The organism is Actinospineispora acaciae DSM 45401 (assembly GCF_000620785.1).
GTDB classification, from domain to species: Bacteria; Actinomycetota; Actinomycetes; order Mycobacteriales; family Pseudonocardiaceae; genus Pseudonocardia; species Pseudonocardia acaciae.
In genome coordinates, this window is record NZ_JIAI01000007.1 from 302,815 (window position 1) to 322,450 (window position 19,636).

Genomic DNA, 19,636 nt, shown 5'->3' on the forward strand with positions numbered 1-19,636 from the left:
TGACCGGCAGCGCAGGCTCAGCGGACGGCGGAGCCGGCCGGGGCAAGGCAGGCGCAGGCCTCCTCGACGGTCAGCAGCGGCGCCCCGAGCCGGTTCCCGATGCGGGTGATCTGCGGGGGGATGAGGGAGAGCTCGGTGAGCTCGGACTCGTGGGCGAAGACCTCGCGGACCGGGCCGTCACGCACGACCCGGCCGCCGCTCATCACCACGGCGCGGTGGGCGTAGGCGCCGACAACCCACATCGTGTGGGTGACGATGACGATCGTCGCGCCGGCCTCGTTCAGCTCGCGGAGCAGCCGCATCATGCCGAGCTGCTCGGTGTGGTCCAGTCCCGTGGTCGGCTCGTCCAGGATCAGCACGTCGGGGCGGGTGGCCAGGACCGAGGCGACCGCCACCCGCTGCCGCTCGCCCTTGGTGAGGCTGAACGGGTCGTCCTTCTCCCGGCCGGTCATGCCAACGGCGTGCAGCGCCTCGGTCACCGAGGCGCGGACCTGGTCCTCGGAGAAGCCGTGGTTGCGCGGTCCGAAGGCGACCTCGCTGAACACGTCGTCAGCGAAGATCTGGCTGTCCGGGTTCTGGAAGACGTAGCCGATCGTGCGGCTCAGTCGGTGGATCCCGGCCGCGAGGGCCTCCTCGCCGCGGACCCGGATGCTGCCCTCGGTGTAGCGCAGCAGTCCGTTGAGCTGCTTTGCCAGAGTGGTCTTGCCGCTGCCGTTCCGGCCGAGGATCGCGACGAACTCACCGGCGCGGATGCGCAGGCTGACATCGTCGACGACCTTCGCGCGCTCGTCGTAGGAGAAGCCGACGTGGTCGGCCTCGATCAGGACCTCGCCATACCGGTTGCGGCGGTCCTCGTCCCCACGGGCCTGCTCCCGCAACACCGCACCATCGAGTCGGTAGCCGTGCTCGGTCAGCTCGGCCACCGCCTCATCCACACCGAGGGCGGTCGGGGGCAGGCCGAGCGCGACGAACAACTCGCACGCCCCAACCGGCATCACACCGTGCCGGCGCATGACGTCGACCTGGCCGAACACCTCGGCGGGCGTCCCGTCGAGAACCACGCCACCGTCGGCGAGCAGCACCACGCGGTCGGCCGAGACGAGCTCCTCGATCTCATGCTCGACACAGATGATGGTGTGCTCGCCGGAGGCGCGCAGGTGCTCGATGACCTCCAGCACCGACCGCTTGCCGACCGGGTCGAGATCGGTGGTCGGCTCGTCCAAGATCAGCACAGGCGACTCGAGCGCCAGCGCCGAGGCCAGCGCGAGTCGCTGTTTCTGCCCGCCCGACAGCGAGCTCGGCTCGCGCCGCTCGAAGCCCTCGAGTCCGACGGCCCCGAGGTAGCGGGTGACACGCTCGACGATCCGGTCATGCGGCAGGCCGAGGTTCTCCGGCCCGAAGGCAACGTCCAGGGCCGCGCTGGTGGCGAACAGCTGGCTCTCGAAGTCCTGGAACACGATGGCGGCCTCGGTGAACATCTCCTTCATCGAGGTCTTGCGCGTCGAGCGGCCACCGACACGGACCTCCCCGGACAGCTTGCCGGGCACCGACCGCGGGATCAGGCCGTTGAGCGCCAGGCAGAGCGTGGACTTGCCCGCCTGGGACGGGCCGACGACGGCGACGAACTGACCGGCCGAGACGTGCAGGTCGATGCCCCGCAACGCCGGCGTCTTCGCGCGCCGGTACCGGAACGTCACGCCGTCGACTGCGATCTCGGACGTCATCGGGGGTCCGCGGCGAGCGCGCCCGGGGAGAAGTGGCGGCGGCCCGCCTTCTGCCGAGCCTCGTCCCAGGCAGTGAGCAGCCGGACCGCCTCGGCGGCAACGAGGCACGCGTTCGCCTCGCCCTTGGCCGTCGTGTCCCACTCACCGGTGATGCGGTGCGCCACGACGGCGGCGCACATGCCCGCGCGTAAACCAAAGATCCGGGAGAGGGTCATGATCGTGGCCCCCTCCATCTCGAAGTTGGTCACGCCGGCCTGGCGCATGTCCTCGAACTCGCTGTCGAGCCGCGTGGGTCGGTAGCCGCCGAGGGTGGTACGGAACTGCCCGGTGAAGAACGATGCGGAGGTGTAGCCCGTCCCGACGTGGTAGCGGACGCCGAGATCCTCGGCCGCCTCGACCAACGCGGTGGTGACCTCGAACGACGCGACGGCCGGGAACTCGGGACGCACATAGAGGTTCGACGTCCCGTCCATCCGCACGCTGGCGTCGTTGATGATCAGGTCACCGACCTCGATGTGCTCCTGGACAGCGCCGGTCGTGCCCACCCGGATGACCGTGTCCACCCCAGCCCCGGCAAGCCTGGTGAGCACCCCCTCGGCACTCGCGCCGCCGATGCCTGTGGAGAAGGCCGAAATCCGGGCACCGTTGTAGTCGCCGATCGCACCCCGGTAGCCGCGGCGCAACGTGTGCTCCTCGACCGAGCCCTTCCTCCACTGCGAGGCCATCAGGGACACGCGGCCGGGGTCGCCGGGCAGCAGCGCATAGCGCGGAAGCCCGGGCAGGTCATACTCGCCGGCGTTTCCGCCACGTTCGGCGGGGGCGATGTTCTCGGGCCGCAAGGTCCTCTTCACCGAGGTCATAGCTGTTCTCCGATCCGGATGAGCTGTTGCGTGGGGACCGACGAGCGGCGGGCCGCCAGGCCCACGGAGCCTCAGGCCGGGGCACCGCTGTCGGGGTCGCAGGGCACACGCAGCGGTTCGATCGCCTGCCACGCGGAGCGCTGCCGCGCCACCGTGCCGTTCACGTCCTCCAACTCCAGGCAGGTGTAGACGATCTCGACGATCGTCGAGAACGCGACCAGCGAACTCGCGACGTCGGACCGCACCTCGCGGGCGGCCGCGACCAGCACGACACCGGACAGGGTCGCGATCGGCGAGTGCGGGTCCGCCGTGATCGCGATGCGCTGCACCGCCGGGCGATCGGCACCGACCGCCCGCAGGGCCTCGACGAGGTGTTTGGGCGAGCCGGAACGCGAGATGGTGACGATGACGTCGTCGTCCTCGCAGATCGAGGCCTGCACGAGCTGCCGGTACGGGTCGGTGATCACCATCGCGGGCAGGCCGAGCCGGAACAGCCGGTCGTACATCCACTCCGCGACCGGGGTCGAGGTACCCGCGGCGAAGACATAGATCCGGCGGGCACCGCGAATGGCGAGGACGGCCCGACGCAGTTCCGAGGCGTCCAGGGTCTCCTCGGTGTCCTGCAGGATCTCGACGTTCGTCGCCACGATCTTGCCGACGAGTTGTGCGTAGGAGTCCCGCCGGTCGACGACCGCGAACGTCTCCTCCCCGGGGATCAGCAACTCCGCGGCCAGCGCGATCTTGAACTCGTTGAACCCGTCATAGCCAAGCGCGCGGGCGAACCGCAACACAGTGGCATCGCTGACACCGGCCCCCTTGGCCACCTGCAGCATCGACATCCTGGCCGCATCCGCCTGGTGCGAGGTCACGTAGCCCGCGACCCGGCGCTCGGAGCTGGAGAGCGTGTTCATGCGTGCCCGGATCACCGCCAGCGCGCCTTTGGATGCTGCTCTTGCCATGGGATGACCACCTCGTCGTCCACGATGTCGCGGTAGTAGCGCCGACACCAGGTACTGTCGCAACACAACATTGAACCGAATACTCAATGTAGTGCGGCGACGCTAAGGCGTCGTCCCGCCCGCTGTCAACCCCGACTTGGCTGGTCCACCGCCTCGGCTCAACCCACCGCGACCGACCCGCTCGCCACGGCCAGCCACCCGGCGCCGTCCTCGGCCGAGGCCACGTCCAACCCGAGGATCTCGCGGTGCCCGTCAGCGTTGACGACTCGGCCGTCCTCACACACCTTCACGGTCATCGCGTCGACCCACGCCGGCGCTGGGCCAGCGGTCATCGATCCATCGTCCCCAGTCCGCGTACGGGCCGGGCGGGGACATCGTGGCGGCGCCGGCCTGCTCCGGCTCGTCCGGCTCCTCGAACGTCGCCCGCCAGTCCGTGAGGTCCTTCGCGGTGATCTCCCAGGTCTCCTCCGGGGTGGCCTGCCACCGAGCCGATACCCGTTCGAGCTGGTCCTGAGGGTCGACCGGCAGGTAGACGGTGCGGGCGGTGGCGCCGACCGAGCGAGCCAGCCAGTGCAGCGCCGCCCGCTCCGCCCGGTTCCAGAAGCCGAAGTCGAGCACCGCGTTGACGTCCAGCTTCAGCGCCTCGACGGCCGTCCAGATCAGCCGCCCTTCCACGACGTCCCGCCTGCCGTCGGACCCGGGCCACGCTCGACACCGCCCGGGAGAAGCTCGGCGAGAACGCGGTCGCCGTCCGCGGCGACATGTCGTCGCTGCGTGACATCGACGCGCTGGCTGCCCAGGTCAAAACCGAGTTCGGCACCATCAACGCGCTGTTCGTGAGCGCCGCGATCCCCGGCTTCGCGCCGTTCGAGTCGATGCCCGAACAGACCTACGACGAGCTGTTCGCGATCAACGCCAAGGGCCCGTACTTCACCGTCCAGAAGCTCGTCCCGCTGCTCGCCGAGGGAAGCGGCGTGGTGCTCGCCACCTCGGCCGCGAGCGCGCTGAGCGTCCCCATGCTCAGCGCCTACGCCGCCACCAAGGCGGCCCTGCGCTCCATGACCCGCACCCTCGCCAGCGAGCTGCTCCCGCGCAAGGTGCGCGTCAACGCGGTCAGCCCGGGCCCCATCGACACCGGCGTCCTGGAGCGGACGCTGCCCGGGAGGCGGCCGAGCAGACCAAGGCGCAGTGGATCGAGATGAACCCGATGCGGCGGTTCGGAGACCCCCTCGAGGTCGCCAAGCTCGTCGCGTTCCTCGCCTTCGAGGCCACCTTCACCACAGGGGCCGAGGTTCCGGTGGACGGAGGAAGCTCTCAGCTCTGAGGAGGTGCACCCGTTCGGAGTACTGCCCGATCGGGTGACCGGTGAGGCAAGATGCGGCCAGCGATCCGCACCGGGGCGGGCAGCCGGCCCTACCCCCGCGCGCGGCGGTGACCGGAGGTGGGCCGTGGCCGCACTGTCGACGACCGACGAACGAGGAGCGCGCCGCAGGGCGGTGGTGGCCAGCACCGTGGGCACGACCATCGAGTGGTACGACTTCTTCCTCTACGGAACCGCCGCCGCGCTGGTGTTCCCGAAGCTCTACTTCCCCGGCCAGAACCAGTTCGTCGGGGTGCTGGCCGCGTTCGCCACCTACTTCGTGGGGTTCGCCGCGCGGCCGATCGGCGCCGCGATCTTCGGCCACTACGGCGACCGGGTCGGGCGCAAGACCACGCTGATCGCCACCCTGCTGCTGATGGGGATCAGCACGTTCGTCATCGGGCTCATCCCCGGCTACGAGGCGATCGGCGCGCTGGCGCCGGTGCTGCTGGTGCTGATGCGCATCGGGCAGGGCCTCGGCGTCGGCGGCGAGTGGGGCGGGTCGGTGCTGCTGGCCATGGAGTGGGGGCACGGCGAGCGGCGCGGGCTGTTCGCGAGCTGGCCGCAGTTCGGGGTGCCGATGGGGCTGCTGCTGTCCACCGGGATCGTCAGCCTGATGAGCGCGCTGACCGGCCCCGCGTTCCTGACCTGGGGTTGGCGGGTGCCGTTCCTGCTGTCCGCGGTGCTGATCGGGATCGGGCTCTACGTCCGGCTGCGGGTGCTGGAGAGCCCGGCGTTCGAGCGGGTCAAGGCCGAGCGCAAGGTGGCCCGCCAGCCGGTCTGGGAGGTGTTCAGGACCCAGCCGAAGGAGATCTTCGTCTCCGCGTTCGTGCGGCTGTCCGAGCAGGCGCCGTTCTACCTGTTCATCACGTTCGTGCTGGACTACACCACCCGCCAGCTCAAGCTCCCGCGCGGCGAGATGCTCAACTACACGATGGTCGCCGCCGCGATCGGGCTGGTCACCATCCCGGTGTTCGGGCACCTCTCGGACCGGTTCGGGCGGCGGCTGATCTACGGCATCGGCATCGTCGGCGTCGGGGTGTTCGCGTTCCCGTACTACGCGCTGCTGGACACCAAGGTGGGCGGGCTGGTGCTGCTCGCGATCGTGCTCTCGCTGGTGTTCCACGACATGCAGTACGGCCCGCAGGCCGCGCTCATCGCCGAGACGTTCGGCACTAACGTCCGCTACAGCGGCGCCGGGATCGGCTACCAGCTCGCGTCCGTGATCGCCGGCGGCCCGGCCCCGCTGATCGCGGCGTGGCTGCTCAACGCGACCGGGTCCAGCTTCTGGATCAGCTGGTACATCGTGGGCTGCGCGGTGGTCTCGATGACCGCGCTGCTGATGATGCCCAACCGCTCCCAACTGGCGGGACGGACCGGCGAGCAGGACGATCGGGCGGTCACCGGGTAGTCGAGTGCGAGGAGGACGCCGTGACGGGGCTGGCGAGTGGACGGGTGGCGCTGGTCACCGGCGGCAGCAGGGGCATCGGCCGGGGCATCGCGCTGCGGCTGGCCGCCGAGGGCGCGGACGTGGCCGTCAACTACCGGCGCGACGCCGAGGCCGCCGAGGCGGTGGTCGCCGAGATCAGGGCGGCCGGGCGCAAGGCGTCGGCGTTCCAGGCCTCGGTGGACGACCCGGAGGCGGACCGGGCGATGGTCGAGGCGGTGCTCGCGGAGTTCGGCGCGGTGGACATCCTGGTGCACAGCGCCGGGATCGCCAGCCGGGGCCGCCCGGTCGCCGAGACCGACCCCGGCGAACCGCTCAAGCTGATGTCCACCCACGCCTTCGCCGCGCACCACCTGTGCCGGCTGCTGGTCCCCCAGATGCGCGCGCTGCCCAGGGGCGACGTGGTGCTGATCTCCAGCACGGCCGGGGCGAACCCGATGCCGAACGGCGCGCCGTACTCGATGGCCAAGGCGGCGCTGGAGGCCCTCGCCGGCTCGCTCGCCGGGGAGGAGCTGGCGCACGGCATCCGGGTGAACGTGGTCGCGCCCGGCCTGGTCGTGACGGACATGGGCGACCGGCTCGCGCACGCCCTCGCCGGCGTGCCCGACGCCACCGCCCTGGACCAGACCCACCCGCTGGGCCGCATCTGCCGCCCCGAGGACGTCGCCGACGCGGTGGCCTTCCTGGTCTCCACCCCGTACGTCACCCGCCAGCGGATCACCGTGGACGGCGGCACCTCCCCGCTCGCCGGCCTCCGCTAGACCCGTGAGTGGTTAGCGTTGTCATAGCAACGCTAACCACTCACGGGTTGTCGGGCGGTGCTGCCAGGCTGTGCGCCATGACGAACGGAGTTCCGGAGCGCTACGCGCGGGTCAACGCCTGGGTGATCAGCCCTGACACCGACGCGGAGGTGCGGTTCCTGACCGAGGCGTTCGGGGCCGGGGAGACGCCGGGTTCACGCGTGCTCGACGCCGACGGGCGGATCGGGCACGTCGAGGTCGAGATCGGCGACAGCGTCATCATGCTCTTCGACAGCAAGCCTGACTGGCCGCCCACGCCTTCCCACCTGCGAATATACGTCGACGACATCGCCGCGACGGTCGAGCGGGCGGTCGCGGCCGGCGCGCGCGTGGTGACCCGCCCGACCGGGCTGGCGTTCGGCGAGATCGTCTCCCGGGTGCGCGACCCGCAGGGGCACCTGTGGTGGCTGCACGAGCGGGTCGAGGACGTCGCGCCCGACGAGCTGGGCCGCCGGTTCGCCGACCCCGCCGCACAGGAGGCGATGGCCTACGTCCAGAGCAGCCTGGCCGAGGAGATGCGCGCCGGCCGGCGCTAGACGTGCGTGGCCAGCTCGCAGAGGAAGTCGACCTGGTCGGACGGGGTGAACGCGGCGCCGTGCGGCGGGACCATGGCCAGCGTGGCGATCTCGACGCCGGCGTCCAGGTAGGCCCGCACCCGGCGCGCGCAGGTGCTCGGCGAGCCGATCAGGAACAGGTCGGAGACCACCTCGTCGGGGATCACCTCGACGGCCTTGGCCCGGTCGCCGCGCTCCCAGGCTGCCTGCATCTCGGCGAGCAGCTCGCCGCGTCCGAGCCAGGACTGGAAGTTCGCGTACACCGGCACGGTGAGATAGGCGGCGATCATCCGGCGGGCGGACAGCGCGGCGCCGTCCCCCTCCCCCGGCACCACGAACACCCTGGCCTGCACGGACAGCGGCTCCGGCAGCGCGCGCTCCACCCCGTCGGCGGCGGCGCGGACCCGAGGCATGTCGGTCGCGGCCAGGAAGTTCAGCGCGACGCCGTCCGCCTCGGCGGCGGCCAGCCGCTGCATGCGCGGCCCGAGCGCGGCCACCACCAGCGCGGGCGGGCGCCGCGGCGGCATGGCCAGCTTGAAGTCCTCGACGCCCAGCGCGGCGGCGGAGTCGCCGGCCGCCGAGGCCCGCTGGCCGGACAGCGTGGCGCGCAGCACCCGCAGCGTGTGCGCCACCCGGGAGTACGGCCGCTCGAACGGGATGCCGTTCCAGCCCTGGACGATCCGGTCCGAGCCGGCCCCGATGCCGAACCGCGCGCGCCCCGGCGCCACCTCCGCCAGCGCGGCCGCCGTGCTCGCCATGATCGACGGCCCCCGGGTGAACGCGGAGAGCACCGAGACGGACAGGGTCAGGTCCGGCCGCCAGGACGAGGCGAGGACCAGCGGGGTTAGCCCGTCGTACCCGTTGGACTCCCCGGTGGACACCTCCCCGATCCCCGCCTCGGCCAGCCGCTCCACCGCGTCCCGATGCTGGCGCAGCGGCAGACCGGGGATCGGCAGCGTGACTCCGACCAGGCTCATCCGGCATCCCTTCGTTCGAGGTGATCGCACTCTAAGTCGACCGCCGCCGGCCGGCGAGCCGAGCCCGCGGTGGTTACGATCGCCGGCAGCCGAGCGACCCGGGGGCCGCCGTGACCGAGCCCGAACAGCTGCGCCTCGCACTGGTCACAGCGCTGGCCGCCGTGCTCGACACCGCCCCGGCCGAGATCACCGACCTGCGCCGGCTACCCGGCGGCGCCAGCCGGGAAACCTGGGCGTTCACCGCGCGCACCGGCGACGGCGAGCGCCGGCTGGTGCTGCGCCGCGACCCGCCGAACGCGCCGCGACCCCGGGACATGGCCCAGGAGGCCGCCGTGCTCGACGCCGCCGCCCGCGCCGGCGTCCCGGTGCCCGCGCTGCACGCGCGCGGCGACGGCTCGGACGGGGTGGGCAGCCCGTACCTGCTGATGGACTACCTGGACGGCGAGACGATCCCGCGCCGGCTGCTGCGCGAGCCGAGGTGGGAACGGGCTCGCACCGGGCTGGCCGCCGAGCTGGGCCGGGTGCTGGCGCGCATCCACGCCATCCCGCCCGACCGGGTGCCCGGCCTGACCGCCGCCGCCGACACGGCCGACGACGCCGACCCGCTGGCCCGGCTGCGCGCCACCCACGACGCGTTCGGCGAGCCCCGGCCGGCGCTGGAGGTGGCGTTTCGGTGGCTGGACGAACACCGCCCGCCGGCCGGGCGATCGTGCGTGGTGCACGGCGACTTCCGCAACGGCAACCTGATGCTCGGCCCGGACGGGCTGCGCGCGGTGCTGGACTGGGAGCTGGTGCACCGGGGCGACCCCGTGCACGACCTCGGCTGGCTGTGCGTCAAGGCGTGGCGGTTCGGGGCGCCGGCGCCGGTGGGTGGGTTCGGCGCGCGCGAGGAGCTGCTGGACGGCTACGCCGAGGTGGCCGGCTGGCGGCCCGGCGAGGCGGCGCTGCGCTGGTGGGAGGTGTACGGCACGGCGCGATGGGCGGTGATCTGCCGCCAGCAGGCGCAGCGCCACCTCGGCGGCGCCGAGCGGTCGGTGGAGCTGGCCGTGCTCGGCCGCCGGCTGTGCGAGTCCGAACACGACGTGCTGCTCGCGCTCGACCTGACCGCCCCGTCCTCACCGACCGACCCGCTCGACGCCGAGCTCGCCGGCCGGCCGACCCTGCACGACCGCCCCACCGTCGACGAACTGCTCGCCGCCGCCCACGGATTCCTGGTCGACGAGACGATAACCGCCCCCGACCTGGACCCTCGCGTCCGCTTCCACGCCAGGGTCGCGGCCAACGCCCTGGCCATCGCCCGCCGCGAGCTGCTCGTCGGCGACCAGCAACGAGCCGCCCACACCGAACGCCTGGCCGCACTCGGATGCGCCGATGACCACGACCTGGTCGCCGCCATCCGCACCGGCACCCTCGACGCCCGCTGGGCCGAAGTCCTCGACGCCGTGCGCGCGCTCACCGTGTCCAAACTGACCGTCGCCAACCCCCGCTACCTCACCCACCCCGGCGCCTAAACCCCCAGCTCAGAACCCGTGAGTGGCTAGGGGCGCCATAGCACCCCTAGCCACTCACGGGCGGTGACCAGCGCAAACGTCAAGCTTCAGGGCGGAGTCCGGGGTCGGCGGCGGCGCGGGGCGGCGTTGGCCAGGATCACGGCGATCCACTGCAGCGGGCCGGTGACGATGATGATGATCAGGCCCGCCCACCAGGCCGTGTAGTACAGCGCGCCACCGACCGCGAACCCGACCAGGTGGATCCCCATGATCACCGAGTAGATCCGGCGACGGCGGCGCAGCTCGGCGTCCGCCGACGGCCGCGCGTCGGTGATCGACGGCGGCGGCCGGCTGGACCACCGAGTCCACCGAGCCATTCGCCCGACGCTACCCCCCGGGTCGCGCGCACTGTCCCAGGTCCGGCGCGTGTGGCAGCATCTGTTGAATTCAAAGTGTTCCGGTTCGGAGGGCTCGGAGGACCTGTGCCGAAGCGCTACGGGGTGAAGGACAAGGACGTCGCTGTCGCGCACATCGTGTCCGGACTGCTCGACGGCAGCCTGCGCCCCGGCGACCGGATCGACCGCACCGAGATCGCGATGACGCTGGGCATGAGCCGGGTCCCCGTGCAGGAGGCCGTCAACCAGCTCGAACGCGACGGCATCGTGGCCATCCCCTACCACCGAGGGGTGTTCCTGGAGCGTTTCGACGCCGACGTCGTGCGCGAGCACTACGAGATCTACGGGATGCTCTGCGCCATCGCGGCGGGCCGGGCGGCGGCCCGACCGTCCCCGGAGCTGCTGGCCCGGCTGGGCGAGATCGTCGCGGACATGTCGAGCGCCGACGCCGAGGAGTTCGAGAACCTGGCGTGGGAGTTCCGCCGGGCGATCAACCAGGAGGTGGCGGGTCCCCGGCTGCGGGCCGCGATCGGTACCTTCCAGGGGTTCATGCCCACCGCTTTCTGGTTGGCCTGCGCGGATAGCCAGGGCTACATGCACCCGACGTACCTCGACGAGGTGGACGCGATCGGGCGGGGCGACGCCCAGGCAGCCAGCGACGTGGTGGTGCGCCGGGCGGCTCGGATGGCCGAGACGGTCATCGAGGAGCTGTACCGGCGCGGCGTGTTCGACCCAGTCAGATCCGATTCGGGCACGGCCGAGGCAGCGAGCGGGCCGCGCCTAAGGAAGGGCCGATGAGCGAGACCATCACGGGCGCGGGCGGCATGGTCCGCGCCGAGATCAGCCACGGGGTGGCGGATGTCCGGCTGAATCGGCCGGAGAAACTCAACGCGCTCAACAGCGCGATGTTCGGTGACCTGCTCGAGGTCGGGCTCACCGTGCGGCGCTGGCGCGGGGTGCGGGCGGTGGTGCTCTCCGGCGAGGGCAGGGCGTTCTGCGCCGGGCTGGACTACACCGCGCTCAGCGCGATGGCCGAGAACACCGAATGGCGCGACCCGGACGTCGAGCGGCTGGACCTGCTGGACCCGGACGACCAGCTGATGGAGCTGAGCCGGGGGCAGCGGGCGGCGTGCGTCTGGGGCACCGTGGCCGCGCCGGTGATCGCCGCGATCCACGGGCCCGCGTTCGGCGGCGGGCTGCAGCTCGCGCTCACCGCCGACATGCGGATCGTCGCCCCGGAGGCCACCCTCAGCGTCGCCGAGGTGCGCTGGGGCCTGATCCCGGACATGGCCGGCACCCAGATGCTGCCCCGGCTGGTGGGCATGGACAGGGCCATGGAGCTGACCCTGACCGGCCAGGTGATCACCGGCGAGGACGCCGCCCAGATCGGGCTGGCCACCAGGGTCGAGGACGACCCCAGGGGGGCCGCGCTGGACCTGGCGCGCGACATCGCCGCGCGCAACCCGGACGCGGTGCGCACCGCCAAGGCGCTGCTGGACAGCGCCTGGCACGTGCCCATCGGCGACGGCCTGGCCGCCGAGCGCAACGCGATCTCCGAGATCGCCGGCAGCCGCAACCAGCGCGAGGCGGTGCGCGCCCGGATGGAGCGGCGGGCGCCGGTGTTCAGCGATTGGCACGACGCGGAGGACCACAAGCCGGACGAGTAGTCCCGTCAACGAAAGGACCCGCACATGCCCGAGGCAGTGATCGTCGAGGCCGTCCGCACCCCGATCGGCAAGCGCAACGGCGCGCTGGCCGGGGTGCACGCGGTGGACCTGTCCGCGCTGGTGCTGACCGCGCTGGTGGAGCGGACCGGGGTGGACCCGGCCACCGTCGACGACGTGATCTGGGGCTGCGTGAGCCAGGTCGGCGACCAGTCCAGCAACATCGGCAGGTATGCGGTGCTGGCCGCCGGCTGGCCGGAGACGGTGCCGGGCATCACCGTCAACCGGGCCTGCGGGTCCAGCCAGGCCGCGCTGGAGCAGGCCGCGCACGGGGTGATCGCGGGTCAGTACGACCTGGTGGTGGCCGGCGGCGTGGAGACGATGAGCCGGGTTCCCCTCGGTGTCACCCGCACCACCGGCCAGCCGTACGGCCCGCGTGTGCTCGCCCGCTACGACAACTTCGAGTTCAACCAGGGCACCGGTGCGGAGCTGATCTCCCGCAAGTGGGGCCTGTCCCGGCACACGCTGGACGCCTACGCGTCGGCCTCGCACGCGCGGGCGGCGGCGGCCATCGACTCCGGCGCGTTCGACGACCAGCTGGTTCCGGTGCCGCTGGATAACGGTGAAACGTTTCACACGGACGAGGGGCTGCGCCGGGGCACCTCGCCGGAGACGCTGGCCAAGCTCAAGCCGTCGTTCGCCGAGGACGGCGTGATCCACGCCGGCAACTCCTCGCAGATCTCGGACGGGGCGGCGGCGCTGCTGGTCACCACGCCGGAGAAGGCCCGCGAGCTGGGGCTCACCCCACTGGTGCGCTACCGCGCCGGGGCCGTGAGCGGCGCGGACCCGATCATGATGCTGACCGGCCCGATCCCGGCCACCGAGAAGCTGCTCGAGCGCACCGGGGTGTCCCTCGACGAGATCGGCGCCTACGAGGTCAACGAGGCGTTCGCGCCCGTGCCACTGGCCTGGGCCACCGAGCTCGGCGCCGACCCCGCCCGGCTCAACCCGCTGGGCGGCGCGATCGCCGTCGGCCATCCGCTCGGCGCCTCCGGCGCGATCCTGATGACCCGCCTGGTGCACCACATGCGCGCGCACGGCCTCCGCTACGGCCTGCAGACCATGTGCGAAGGCGGCGGCACCGCGAACGCCACCCTCCTCGAACTCGCCGCCTGACGTTTCCGCTGCTCAGACCCCGTGAGTGGCTAGGGCCGCTCTAGCGGCCCTAGCCACTCACGGGTGGTGACGTGCGGAGACGTCGGTTTTCCGGGCGCCGCGTGCGCCGGCCGCCCTGACGGCGTACGCGGTGCCGGATTACGGACGAATACGCCGATCAGTCGTTGCTGTTGCTCTGTTTGCAGTCGACGTTGTTCTTCGTCTCGTTCTTCGCGCTGCCCAGGATTCCGAATGCCCCGGAAAGGATGTTCACCGAGTTTCCGCACGCCTGGGCCGGGACCTGCACGCCTGTGTTGTTCAGGTTGACCAGCCCGCTCTGGACCGTCCTGTCGCCGTCCCGGTGGTACTCCTTGTACTTCTTGTGCTCGTGGCTGTGACCACCACAGGAGCCGCAGTCCTTGTCCTTGTAGTCGTCGTCGGAGTTGTAGTCACCGGCGAACGCCAGCGGGCTGACGGAGAGCAGGCCCGCCGCCGTCGCCGCGAGGACGATTCCGGCCTTCTTGAGCATGGGGAGACTCCTCGTTCTTTCGTTCCGGGGGGTCAGCGATCTTGCCGGGGAGCCCTCGCTGACACCCGCAAACTATCCGAAGGAATCGCTCTCACAAACGCTTTGCCCACGCTCTTGATAACAGGCGCGGTGTTACAGGTGCGTGTTCGTCAATCTCGGTGGTTGTGGCTATACCGCACATGGCCGAACTGGTCCATCCGTGTCCGCCACGACCACCCTCCGTGACCGCCACCCGAGGACACTCGACGGGTGGTCGACCACCCACCCGGACCACCCCATACCGCTCACAGCGCGCCAACCGCCGCTCGGCTACGGTGCCGCGCTCGTAGGCGCCCGCACACCCAGTCCGTCTCCGGCACACCTGCTTCAGCGCGTGTGCGGGGTACGAAGTGGGTGTGCGGGCGGCCTACCGGGGGGCCATGCGGATGGAGCCGTCGAGGCGGATGGTCTGGCCGTTGAGGTAGGGGTTGGCCAGGATGTCGGTGGCCAGGTGGGCGAACTCGGCGGGGTCGCCCAGGCGCTTGGGGTGTGGGACGGAGGCGGCCAGGCCCTCGCGGATGTCCTCGCGCAGGCGGCCGAGCATGGGCGTGTCGAAGATGCCGGGCGCGATGGTGTTCACCCGGATCTGCCAGCTCGCCAGGTCGCGGGCGGCGACCAGCGTGATGCCGTGCACGCCGGCCTTGGAGGCGGTGTACGAGGTCTGCCCGATCTGGCCGTCGAACGCGGCCACCGACGCGGTGAGCACGCAGGCGCCCCGGTCGCCGTCCACCAGCTCGTCGTTGGCGGCCATCCGGGCGGCGGCCAGCCGCAGCGCGTTGTAGGTGCCGACCAGGTTGATCCGCAGGACCTCGGCGAAGGAGTCCAGCTCGCCCGGAGTCCGGTCGCGGTTCAGGATGCGCATCCGGTCACCGCCCCGGCCGGCGCAGTGCACCAGGGCGCGCAGCGGGCCGTTCCGCTCGGCGGCATCCAGCGCGGCGTTGAGGGACTCGGTGTCCGTGACGTCGGCGGGCACGAAACTGGCCGAGGATCCCAGCTCGGCGGCGGCCTCCGCCCCCGGCGAGCCCTTCAGGTCGGCCAGCACCACCTTCGCGCCCAGCGACACCAGCCGCCGAGCCGTGGCCAGGCCCAGCCCGGACGCCCCGCCCGTGACCACCGCCGAGATCCCGTCGATACGCACGCGCGCCTCCCGTTGAGTTCCCGTGTGTTTACAGTCCCAGCGACTTGCTGATGATCGTCTTCATGACCTCGCTGGTCCCGCCGTAGATCCGGGTGACCCGGGCGTCGGCGTAGAGCCGGGCGATCGGGTACTCCAGGATGTAGCCGTAGCCGCCGAACAGCTGCAGGCAGCGGTCCACCACCCGCCCCTGCAGCTCGGTCAGGAACAGCTTGACCTTGGCCGCGTCGACGGCGCTCAGCTCGCCGGCCACGTGCTCGGCCAGCGCCCGGTCCGCCATCGCCTGGCCGGCCTCGATCTCGGCGGCCACGGCGGCCAGCTCGAACTTGGTGTTCTGGAAATGGCTGACCGGCTTGCCGAACACGTGCCGGTCCTTGACGTAGGCCACGGTGGTGTCCAGCGCGGCGCGGGCGGCGGCCAGCGCGCCGATCGCGATGGTGAGGCGCTCCTGCGGCAGGTTGTGCCCGAGGTAGCCGAACGCCCGGCCCTCCTCGCCGAGCAGGTTGGACGCCGGCACCCGGACGTCGTCGAAGGACAGCTCGACGGTGTCCTGCACCTTCAGCCCGATCTTGGCCAGGTTGCGGCCCTTGGTGAAGCCGGGCATGCCGTCCTCGACGACCAGCAGGCTCAGCCCACCTCGGCGGTCGGACTCGTCACGGGAGGTGCGCGCCACCACGATGACCAGGTCGGCCTGGGCGCCGCCGGTGATGAACGTCTTGGCGCCGTTGAGCACGTAGTCCTCGCCGTCGCGCACGGCGGTGGTGCTCATCCCGGCCAGGTCGGAGCCGGTGCCGGGCTCGGTCATCGCGATGGACGTGACCAGCTCGCCAGCGGCCAGGCCGGGCAGCCAGCGACGGCGCTGCTCGGCGTCGGCGTAGGCCAGGAAGTACGGGATGACGACGTCCATGTGCACCCGCAGCGAGCCGAGCTGGACCAGTGCGCGGGCCGCCTCCTCGCTCATGATCGCGTTGTAGCGGAAGTCCGCCAGCCCGCCGCCGCCGTACTCCTCCGGGATCGCCATCCCGATCACGCCGAGCTTGCCCAGCTCGCGGAACAGCTCCCGGGGCACCAGCCCGGTCTCCAGCCAGCCGTCGAACTCCGGCGCCACCTCGCGGGCCAGGTAGTCCCGGATCATCCGGCGGAAGTCGTCGTGCTCAGAGCTGAAGCCGGACCGCCGCATACCCGACAGTATGGTCAGTTGAATTCAAACTTGTAAACCGACCGGTCCGGATCAGCCGCCCGGGATCCCCTGGCACAGCCAGGACGGGATCTGCCCGCCGCGGCAGCGCTCCGCGAACGGCGACTTGATCTTCGGCTGGACGCCCTGCTGGCCCGAGGTGTTGCCCGCGCCGGACTCGCTCGACCTGGACGAGGACTTGCCGGACTGACCGGACTGGCCGGCCGGCGGCGGCGCGGCCTGCGAGGGCGTCGGGGCCGCGGCGCTGCTCGGCGCGATCGAGCTCGGCGCCGGGGCGAGCGCGGGCGCGTGCACGGGCATCGCGGTCCCCGGGACGGCGCTGGTGAATCCGACCAGCACGATCCCGTCCGCCACCACCACGGCGGCCGCGACCGCCGCGAGCACGAACCGGGTCATCGGGCTGCCGAACGCGGACTGCATGTCTCGATTGTGCGGATCGCACCACCGGCCGTTGTGCCACGATCGAGTGGTGGACGCCGAGTCCACCGGACTCGGCGCCCACCGGTAACTCTCGGTCGTGGAGGTCGTCACTCGCTGCTGTTGTTCTGGGAGCAGTCGGTGTCGCTCTCCTTGCTGTTCTGTGCGCTGCCGAGCAGCAGGCCGAACGCGCCCGAGAGCACCCCGATGTCGTTGCCGCAGGCCTGGATGGGGATCTGGAGGGTCGTGTCGCTGACGTTGACCAGGCCGGACTGGTGGACCACCTTGGGTTTGCCGCCGCCCTGGTCGCGGGAATCGGTCGCGAACGCCAACGGGCTGACGGAGAGCACGCCCGCCAGTACAACGGCGACGACGATTCCAGCCTTCTTCTTCACGAAGGGTCTCCTTGTCTTTGTGCGGCCGAGCCCCGCGTCGAGGTATAGGGAGCGGCGGGGAGCTCGCTCTGACCCGGCGAAAGCTAGTGGGGGCCGTTACGCAGGCAAAACCGATACGCCCGAATGTGCGTAGCCCGTCATTCAGCAATCCGGGTCAGGGGTATCTTTCGGTGAGTATTTGCCGGCCCGGTCTAACGGTTGACTCACTCTTTCGAGGATCCACCGAGCCGTTCACAGCGTTTCTTCAACCGCTGGTCGCCGACACCGTCGAATCACCCAACGGTGATCAGGAGGCGGCCGCCCAGAGCCCGGTGACGATCGTCGCGACCCGCCCGTCGGCACGGACCAGCTCGGTGCGCAGGGTGCGGAACCGCCGCCCGCGCCGCACGTACTCGGTCCGGCAGCGCAGCTCGGTGCCGTCGATGGGAGCGGGGCGCAGGTACTCGGCGTGCACGGTGAGCGGGCGCAGTTCGGCCCCGTCGCTGAGGTCGGGCGCCTGCGCCCGGCGCTGGGCGAGCTGGCCGATGGCCATCGCCACCCCACCCTGCACCTGCCCGCGCGGGTTGGACAGCTCCGGGCCGCAGGTCAGCGACCAGTCGGCCGGGTCGTCCCCGGGACCCGAGGGCGTCACGACGGCGGCCAGCGTGGCCAGCAGCGCGTCGGGCCGGTGCGGCGCGATCCCGTCGGTTCCGTCGGTTGTGCGGTCCATCGGCGGCGGCTCGCCGAGGGCGGTCTCCGGGGTGGTCACCGCGAAGTGGCCGTGCGCGTGGGCCACCGCCCGGTCGCGGTCGTCGTGCACCACGACGGCGGCGTAGCCGGCGCCGGCCGCGTGGTGCGGCACCGTCGAGTCGGCGATCAGCCAGCCGGCGTCCGGGGCCGGCGGCGCGAGGTGGTCGATCCGCAGCTCGATGGTCGGGCTGCCCAGCCCCCGCCCGGCGCACATCGACACCGCCACCCCGCCCGCGACGTCGGCGAGCACGTTCAGCGCGACGGTCAGGGCTACGCCGTCAGGGTCGCCGTCGGGGCCGGGCGGGATCGGCAGCCGCAGCTGGCCCCCGTCCGCGTCCAGCCGCGACACCCGCGTCCCGAGGCCGCCCTCCACCGGGATGGCCCGCAGCCGGTCGGTGACCCGCTCGGCGGCCGTCCGCCTCGTCGTGTCAAGCCCCGTCGTGTCCAGGCCACCGGCCATCCGCTCACGCTCCTCGCTCGCCCGCGCCCCGCCCGCGCCCGACCAAGCTTGCTCGACGCGGCCCGGTTACGCCGCCCGGCCGCACGATGTCACACGGCGCGCCGCCCGCCCGCCGGACGCCCGACTGCGCCACCCGGGCGCGCGAACGCCCAGCTCGCGACCGGTCCGTCCAGATTTCTCTACGCTGGTGTGGTGTCGTTAGCTCATCAGGCCCGTGCCGTCCGCTCACTGACCAGCACCCTGCTGCGCGCCACCCTGGTCGGCGCGACCACCGCGGGGATGGGGCTGCTGGCCCGCGCGGCGTGGGGCATCCCGACCGCGAGGGGCGCCTCCCCCGCCATGCTGCAGCGGGCCGCGAACGGCTCGCCCCGCTACGTGGACGGTGCCTTCCGCAACACCCTGCCGCCCACCGAGGTCACGCCGGTGAGCATGGCCGCGATACTGACCGCCGTGCTCACCCGGGGCGAGCTCGGCACCCCGTCCGGCGTGGTGCCGCTGCGGATCCCCCGGTTCCCGACGGTCGCCGACGAGCTCGCGGTCACCTGGTACGGGCACTCCAGCGCGCTGATCGAGATCGACGGCCGGCGGGTGCTGGTGGACCCGGTCTGGAGCGATCGGGTGTCGCCGTCCTCGGTGCTCGGCCCGAAACGATTACACCCGGTGCCGACCAGCCTGGACGCGCTGCCCCCTGTCGACGCCGTGCTCATCTCGCACGACCACTACGACCACCTGGACCTGCCCACGATCCGCGCGCTGGTGGCGCGCGGCTCGGCGCCGTTCCTGGTCCCGCTGGGGGTCGGCGCGCACCTGCGGTCCTGGGGCGTGCCCGAGGACCGGATCGTCGAGCTGGACTGGGGCGGCCAGGCCAAGGTCCGCGAGCTGACCCTGACCTGCACCGAGGCCAGGCACTTCTCCGGGCGCTGGCTGACCCGCAACACCACGCTGTGGGCGTCCTGGGTGATCGCCGGGCCGCAGCACGGCGTGTTCTTCGGCGGCGACACCGGCTATACCCCGGCGTTCGCCGAGATCGGCGCCCGGTACGGCCCTTTCAACCTGACGCTGCTGCCGGTCGGCGCCTACCACGACCAGTGGCCGGACGTGCACATGACGCCGGAGGAGGCCGTCCGCGCCCACGGCGACCTGGGCGGCGGGGTGCTGATGCCGGTGCACTGGGCCACGTTCAACCTGGCCTTCCACGGCTGGGCGGACCCGATCCGCCGGCTGGTCGCGGCGGCCGAGCGGTCCGACGCCCGGTTCGCGGTGCCGATGCCCGGCGAGCGGTTCAGTGCCGGTTCGCCACCGGACCGGGACTGGTGGTCAGCGATCGCGTGACGGCGCGACCCGCACCG

21 protein-coding genes and 2 pseudogenes are annotated in these 19,636 nt (G+C 72.0%); 10 read left to right on the plus strand and 13 right to left on the minus strand.

Annotated features, from left to right (window positions below; all coding sequences use genetic code 11):
* Positions 1 to 17: 17 nt before the first annotated feature.
* The 5 genes and pseudogenes from N912_RS0129415 to N912_RS55495 form a co-directional block, all read right to left on the minus strand.
* Complete coding sequence (locus N912_RS0129415) at positions 18 to 1,724, minus strand: ABC transporter ATP-binding protein (protein WP_028925202.1); 1,707 nt, start codon at positions 1,722 to 1,724, stop codon at positions 18 to 20.
* Positions 1,721 to 2,584 carry a nucleoside phosphorylase gene (locus tag N912_RS0129420; RefSeq protein WP_084211318.1) on the minus strand — a complete coding sequence of 288 codons (864 nt, stop codon included), beginning with the start codon at positions 2,582 to 2,584 and terminating at the stop codon, positions 1,721 to 1,723. Before N912_RS0129420 ends, N912_RS0129415 begins: the two co-directional genes overlap by 4 nt.
* A 71-nt stretch (positions 2,585 to 2,655) precedes the next feature.
* Positions 2,656 to 3,543 (minus strand): MurR/RpiR family transcriptional regulator, encoded by an 888-nt coding sequence (locus tag N912_RS0129425; RefSeq protein WP_084211319.1) that lies wholly within the window; start codon positions 3,541 to 3,543, stop codon positions 2,656 to 2,658.
* A 161-nt stretch (positions 3,544 to 3,704) separates the two neighbouring features.
* Positions 3,705 to 3,902, minus strand: a pseudogene (locus N912_RS67105) (transposase); the annotation flags it as partial.
* A complete protein-coding gene (locus N912_RS55495; protein ID WP_051580967.1) occupies positions 3,820 to 4,218 on the minus strand; it encodes a P-loop nucleotide/nucleoside kinase family protein in 399 nt (132 codons plus the stop codon). The gene N912_RS55495 and the pseudogene N912_RS67105, both read right to left, overlap by 83 nt.
* A 53-nt stretch (positions 4,219 to 4,271) precedes the next feature.
* Here N912_RS55495 and N912_RS55500 point away from each other — a divergent pair.
* The 5 genes and pseudogenes from N912_RS55500 to N912_RS0129455 all read left to right on the plus strand — a co-directional run.
* Positions 4,272 to 4,745 (plus strand): annotated as a pseudogene (locus N912_RS55500) (SDR family oxidoreductase); the annotation flags it as partial.
* Positions 4,746 to 4,750: 5 nt separating this feature from the next.
* Positions 4,751 to 4,867: an SDR family oxidoreductase gene (locus N912_RS66535; RefSeq protein WP_281176316.1), complete on the plus strand. Its 117-nt coding sequence runs from the start codon at positions 4,751 to 4,753 to the stop codon at positions 4,865 to 4,867.
* A 124-nt stretch (positions 4,868 to 4,991) separates the two neighbouring features.
* A complete protein-coding gene (locus N912_RS55505; protein WP_051580969.1) occupies positions 4,992 to 6,314 on the plus strand; it encodes an MFS transporter in 1,323 nt (440 codons plus the stop codon).
* Positions 6,315 to 6,334: 20 nt separating this feature from the next.
* Entirely contained in the window at positions 6,335 to 7,111 is a 777-nt protein-coding gene (locus N912_RS0129450; protein WP_028925205.1) for an SDR family NAD(P)-dependent oxidoreductase, read from the plus strand.
* Between the two features lie 77 nt (positions 7,112 to 7,188).
* A complete protein-coding gene (locus tag N912_RS0129455; RefSeq protein ID WP_037067165.1) occupies positions 7,189 to 7,686 on the plus strand; it encodes a VOC family protein in 498 nt (165 codons plus the stop codon).
* Here the strand turns inward: N912_RS0129455 and N912_RS0129460 are convergent.
* The gene (locus tag N912_RS0129460; protein WP_028925207.1) at positions 7,683 to 8,681 is read right to left on the minus strand and encodes an LLM class F420-dependent oxidoreductase; all 999 of its coding nucleotides are present in this window, start codon (positions 8,679 to 8,681) and stop codon (positions 7,683 to 7,685) included. The two genes, N912_RS0129455 and N912_RS0129460, sit on opposite strands and share 4 nt — an antisense overlap.
* 110 nt (positions 8,682 to 8,791) lie before the next feature.
* Here N912_RS0129460 and N912_RS0129465 point away from each other — a divergent pair, with 110 nt between their 5' ends.
* Complete coding sequence (locus N912_RS0129465) at positions 8,792 to 10,192, plus strand: phosphotransferase family protein (protein WP_245645476.1); 1,401 nt, start codon at positions 8,792 to 8,794, stop codon at positions 10,190 to 10,192.
* A gap of 86 nt (positions 10,193 to 10,278) precedes the next feature.
* On the opposite strand, the gene N912_RS0129470 is transcribed toward N912_RS0129465, so the two are convergent.
* Positions 10,279 to 10,548: a DUF3099 domain-containing protein gene (locus N912_RS0129470; RefSeq protein ID WP_051580970.1), complete on the minus strand. Its 270-nt coding sequence runs from the start codon at positions 10,546 to 10,548 to the stop codon at positions 10,279 to 10,281.
* 105 nt (positions 10,549 to 10,653) lie between these two features.
* On the opposite strand from N912_RS0129470, the gene N912_RS0129475 reads away from it, so the two are divergent.
* From N912_RS0129475 to N912_RS0129485, 3 genes are read left to right on the plus strand one after another with little or no spacing between them, the layout of a single operon-like run.
* Positions 10,654 to 11,364 (plus strand): GntR family transcriptional regulator, encoded by a 711-nt coding sequence (locus N912_RS0129475; protein WP_028925210.1) that lies wholly within the window; start codon positions 10,654 to 10,656, stop codon positions 11,362 to 11,364.
* The gene (locus N912_RS55510) at positions 11,361 to 12,233 is read left to right on the plus strand and encodes a crotonase/enoyl-CoA hydratase family protein (RefSeq protein WP_245645478.1); all 873 of its coding nucleotides are present in this window, start codon (positions 11,361 to 11,363) and stop codon (positions 12,231 to 12,233) included. Before N912_RS0129475 ends, N912_RS55510 begins: the two co-directional genes overlap by 4 nt.
* Positions 12,234 to 12,257: 24 nt before the next feature.
* Positions 12,258 to 13,406: a thiolase family protein gene (locus tag N912_RS0129485; RefSeq protein WP_028925211.1), complete on the plus strand. Its 1,149-nt coding sequence runs from the start codon at positions 12,258 to 12,260 to the stop codon at positions 13,404 to 13,406.
* 157 nt (positions 13,407 to 13,563) lie between these two features.
* On the opposite strand, the gene N912_RS0129490 is transcribed toward N912_RS0129485, so the two are convergent.
* The 6 genes from N912_RS0129490 to N912_RS0129515 form a co-directional block, all read right to left on the minus strand.
* On the minus strand, positions 13,564 to 13,914 hold the full coding sequence (locus tag N912_RS0129490) for a hypothetical protein (RefSeq protein ID WP_028925212.1): 351 nt from the start codon (positions 13,912 to 13,914) through the stop codon (positions 13,564 to 13,566).
* A 406-nt stretch (positions 13,915 to 14,320) separates the two neighbouring features.
* Positions 14,321 to 15,091: an SDR family NAD(P)-dependent oxidoreductase gene (locus tag N912_RS0129495; RefSeq protein WP_028925213.1), complete on the minus strand. Its 771-nt coding sequence runs from the start codon at positions 15,089 to 15,091 to the stop codon at positions 14,321 to 14,323.
* Between the two features lie 28 nt (positions 15,092 to 15,119).
* Complete coding sequence (locus tag N912_RS0129500; protein WP_028925214.1) at positions 15,120 to 16,268, minus strand: acyl-CoA dehydrogenase family protein; 1,149 nt, start codon at positions 16,266 to 16,268, stop codon at positions 15,120 to 15,122.
* Positions 16,269 to 16,319: 51 nt separating this feature from the next.
* Positions 16,320 to 16,706 (minus strand): hypothetical protein, encoded by a 387-nt coding sequence (locus N912_RS0129505; RefSeq protein ID WP_028925215.1) that lies wholly within the window; start codon positions 16,704 to 16,706, stop codon positions 16,320 to 16,322.
* Positions 16,707 to 16,813: 107 nt separating this feature from the next.
* Positions 16,814 to 17,098 carry a hypothetical protein gene (locus N912_RS0129510; protein ID WP_084211321.1) on the minus strand — a complete coding sequence of 95 codons (285 nt, stop codon included), beginning with the start codon at positions 17,096 to 17,098 and terminating at the stop codon, positions 16,814 to 16,816.
* A 286-nt stretch (positions 17,099 to 17,384) separates the two neighbouring features.
* Entirely contained in the window at positions 17,385 to 18,287 is a 903-nt protein-coding gene (locus N912_RS0129515; RefSeq protein WP_028925217.1) for a PaaI family thioesterase, read from the minus strand.
* Between the two features lie 192 nt (positions 18,288 to 18,479).
* On the opposite strand from N912_RS0129515, the gene N912_RS0129520 reads away from it, so the two are divergent.
* Entirely contained in the window at positions 18,480 to 19,619 is a 1,140-nt protein-coding gene (locus N912_RS0129520; protein WP_245645480.1) for an MBL fold metallo-hydrolase, read from the plus strand.
* Positions 19,620 to 19,636 lie beyond the last annotated feature (17 nt).